Consider the following 3766-nt stretch of genomic DNA (forward strand, 5'->3'; position numbering starts at 1 on the left):
GTTGGCGGTCAGCGGCAGCGCGTCCAGCACCACGAACGCCGACGGCACCAGGTAGTCGGGCAGCCGGGCCCCCAGCCAGTCGCGGAGGCCGGCGACGAGGGCCGAGGCGCCGCGGTGCCCGGCCGGGCGGTTGGTGAGCGCGGACAGCGCCGTGCCGGCGCCCCGGACGGGCCGGTACCCCTCAACCGGGGCGTCACCGGGTACGCCGTCGAAGAGCACGTCCAGGGCGTCCGGGCCGGCGGCGGACCAGGTGAGGGAGACCGGGCGGCCGAACTCGTCCCCGAGGGCGTGGAAGTCCTCGGGATCGGGCGCTGTGTCCTCCTGCGGTGTGTGCAGCCGGTCCAGCAGCCGCCCGAGCGGGAGGTCCTCGCCCTGCACGGCCCGCGCCAGGGCCGCCTCGTGCGCCACCCGGCGGTTGGGCGCCCCGGTGATCCGGACCGCGCGGCCGTCGTGCCGTCCGAGCAGCTCACGCAGCTCCGGCAGGCCGGCCACGTCCCGGCCCCAGAGCAGCTCGACGGCCGCCTCGCCAGCCGCCGGTGCGGCGGGCCGGGTCCGCAGGGTGACGTCGTAGCGGTAGCGGGTCAGCTCGTTGTGGTGGCGTCCGCGCTTGACCTCCACGGCCACCGCGCCGATGTCGGTGCCGTGCTCCCGCAGCGCGGTGAAGAAGTCCGGGTCGACCAGGAGTTCCTTCTCCACCAGCAGGGCCTGCTCCACCGCGCGGCGCACGGCGGGCAGGTCGGCACCGTCGGCGGCCCGGTGGAGCTGGACGGCGGTGGCCAGCGGGCGCAGCAATCGCAGGTTGCGGACGTCGCCGACGAAGAGCGCGCCGCCGCGGGCGAGCAGCCCCATCAGCTTCCCGATCACGTCGGCGAGGTAGTCGGCGGACGGGAAGTACTGCACCACCGAGTTGATCACGATGGTGTCGAACTCCCCGACCGGCAGGCCGTCGATGTCGTGCGCCGGGCGGGTGTGCAGGACGACCCGGCCGCTCAGCTCCTCCTGCCCGGCCACCTGGGCGGTGAGCGCCTCGATCGCGGTGGCGGAGAAGTCGGTCGCCCAGTACGTCTCGCAGTGCGGTGCGACCTGCGAGAGCAGCAGGCCGGTGCCGACGCCGACCTCCAGCACCCGGCGGGGGCGCAGGGCCAGGATGCGGGCCACCGTGGCGTCCCGCCACTCCCGCATCTGCTCGACAGGGATCGGGCTCGCGTCGTAACTGCTGTTCCAGCCGACGAAGTTCTGCCCGAAGGCGGCCTCTCCGGGTGAGATGGGCAGGGCGTCGTAGATGTCCCGCCACTCGCCCACGTGGTCCGCTTCCAGGGCGCTGTCGCGGGCCTCCTCCTGGCGGGGGACGACGTAGCCGATGAGCCGGTCGTCCTGGGCGAGGACGGCGGCCCGGGCAACGGCGGGGTGCTCGGCCAACGCCGTCTCGACCTCGCCCGGCTCGACCCGGAAGCCGCGCACCTTCACCTGCTCGTCCGCCCGGCCGACGTACTCCAACTCACCGTCGGCACGCCGGCGCACCACATCGCCGGTGCGGTACATCCGCTCCCCGGACTCGAACGGGCAGGCCACGAACCGCCCGGCGGTCAGCCCGGGCCGGTCCAGGTAACCGCGCGCCAGACCCGCGCCCGCGACGTACAGCTCCCCCGGTACGCCCGGCGGCACCAGGCGCAGCCGCCCGTCCAGCACGTACACCCGGGCGTTGGCGATCGGCCGGCCGATCGGCGGCACGCCCGAGCCCGGGGACAGCGGGTCGCTCATGGTCGCGCACACCGTGGTCTCGGTCGGACCGTACGCGTTGATCATCCGCCGGCCCGGCGCCCACCGCGCCACCAGCTCCGGCGGGCAGGCCTCCCCCGCCACCACCAGGGTCGACACGGTGAGCGCGCCCTCCGGCAGGGCGGCCAGGACGGACGGGGGCACGGTCGCGTGAGTGACCGCGAGGCCCGGGTCGGCCAGCGCCGCGACCGGGTCCGCCGCCGGGGGCAGCACCAGGGCAGCCCCGCACAGCAGGGCGGTGTAGATCTCCGACACCGAGGCGTCGAAGCTCGGCGAGGCGAACTGCAGCACCCGGCTGCCCGGTTCGATCGCGAACCGCTCGATCTGGGCGGCGACCAGGCTCGCCACCCCGGCATGGCTCACCACGACACCCTTCGGGCGCCCGGTCGAACCCGAGGTGTAGATCACGTACGCCGGGTTCCGGACGTCCAGGACGACCTCCGGATCGGTGTCCGGCCATCCGGACACCTCCGTCACCAGCGCCGGGTCGTCCACCACCAGCACCGGACGGGCGTCCACCAGCATGAACGCGATCCGCTCCGCCGGATACGCCGGATCCACCGGCAGATAGGCCGCCCCCGCCTTCAGCACACCGAGGACCGCCACCACCGACTCCACCGACCGCGGCAGCGCCACCGCCACCAACCGCTCCGGACCCACCCCGCGGGCGATCAGCACGTGAGCGAACCGATTGGCCCGCTCGTTCAGTTGACGATACGTCAGTTCCGTACCGCCACACGCCAGGGCGAGCGCGTCCGGCGTCGCGGCCACCTGCGCCGCGAACGCCTCCGGCACCGGCACGGCGGCCACCGCTCGGGCGGTCGCGTTGCCGTGCTCCAGCAACTCGCGCCGCTCCGCCGTCTCCAGGAGGTCGATCGCGCCGATCGGTCGGTCCGGATCGGCGACGGCCGCCTCCAGCAGGAGCGTCCAGCGCCGGGCGAGGGCGGCGACCGTGCCCCGGTCGAACAGCTCCGTGGCGTACTCGACCACGCCGGTGATCCCGTCCGGGCCGCCGTCGGGGCCGAAGCGCTCGCTCAGGTTGAAACCGAGGTCGAACTTGGCGGTCCCGGTCGGCACGGCGCGGGCGGACACCCGGAGGCCGGGCAGCGTGAACTCCCCCATCGGGGCGTTCTGTACGGCGAGGATCGTCTGGAACAGCGGGTGGTGGGAGAGCGAGCGGGAGGGGTTCAGCACCTCGACCAGGTGCTCGAACGGCACGTCCTGGTGGGCGTAGGCGGCGAGCGCGGTCTCCCGCACCCGCTCCAGCAGTTCGAGGAAGCTCGGGTCACCACTGGTGTCGGTGCGCAGCACCAGCGTGTTGACGAAGAACCCGACCAGCTCGTCGAGCGCCTCGTCGGTCCGGCCCGCGATCGGCGAACCGATCGGGATGTCCTCCCCCGCGCCGAGCCGCGTGTACAGCGCCGCCAGACCCGCCTGCAACACCATGAACAGACTGGTCCCGGAACGCCGCGCCAACCCGGCTAGACCGGCGTGCAGTTCGGCGGTCAGGTCGAGGCCGAGGGTGTCTCCCCGGTAGCCGGCGACGGCCGGCCGCGGCCGGTCCACGGGCAGCGGAACCTGTTCCGGGAGGCCGTCCAACTGATCGGTCCAGTAGCGGAGTTGCTCGGCGAAGCGGCTGTCGGGTTGTGCCGGGTCGCCGAGCAGCTCACGCTGCCAGAGGGTGTAGTCGGCGTACTGCACCGGCAGGGCGCCCCGGTCGGAGGCCCGGCCGCCGCACCTGGCGGCGTACGCCTCGGCGAGGTCGCGGGCCAGCGGGCCGGTGGACCAGCCGTCACCGGCGATGTGGTGCACGACCAGGAGCAGCACGTGCTCGTCCGGTGCGAGGACGAACAGCTCAGCGCGCAGCGGGGGCTGCGCCGCCAGGTCGAACGGGAGCCGGGCCGCCCGGGCGAGCCGCTCCGGCAGCCCGTCCTCCTCGGCCTCGGTGACCCGCACCCGGGGCCGGACCTCGTCGGGGCCGAGGATC

The 3766-nt window shown here is 74.3% G+C and carries 1 protein-coding gene; it reads right to left on the minus strand.

Annotation, left to right across the window (positions count from 1 at the left end; translation table 11 throughout):
* Window positions 1-3766, minus strand: a 3766-nt coding sequence (locus ACFU6K_RS33610; protein WP_380669555.1) for an amino acid adenylation domain-containing protein, incomplete at both ends; no start/stop codon positions are given.

It is taken from the genome of Kitasatospora sp. NPDC057512, assembly GCF_042802135.1.
In the GTDB taxonomy this organism is placed as follows: Bacteria; Actinomycetota; Actinomycetes; order Streptomycetales; family Streptomycetaceae; genus Kitasatospora.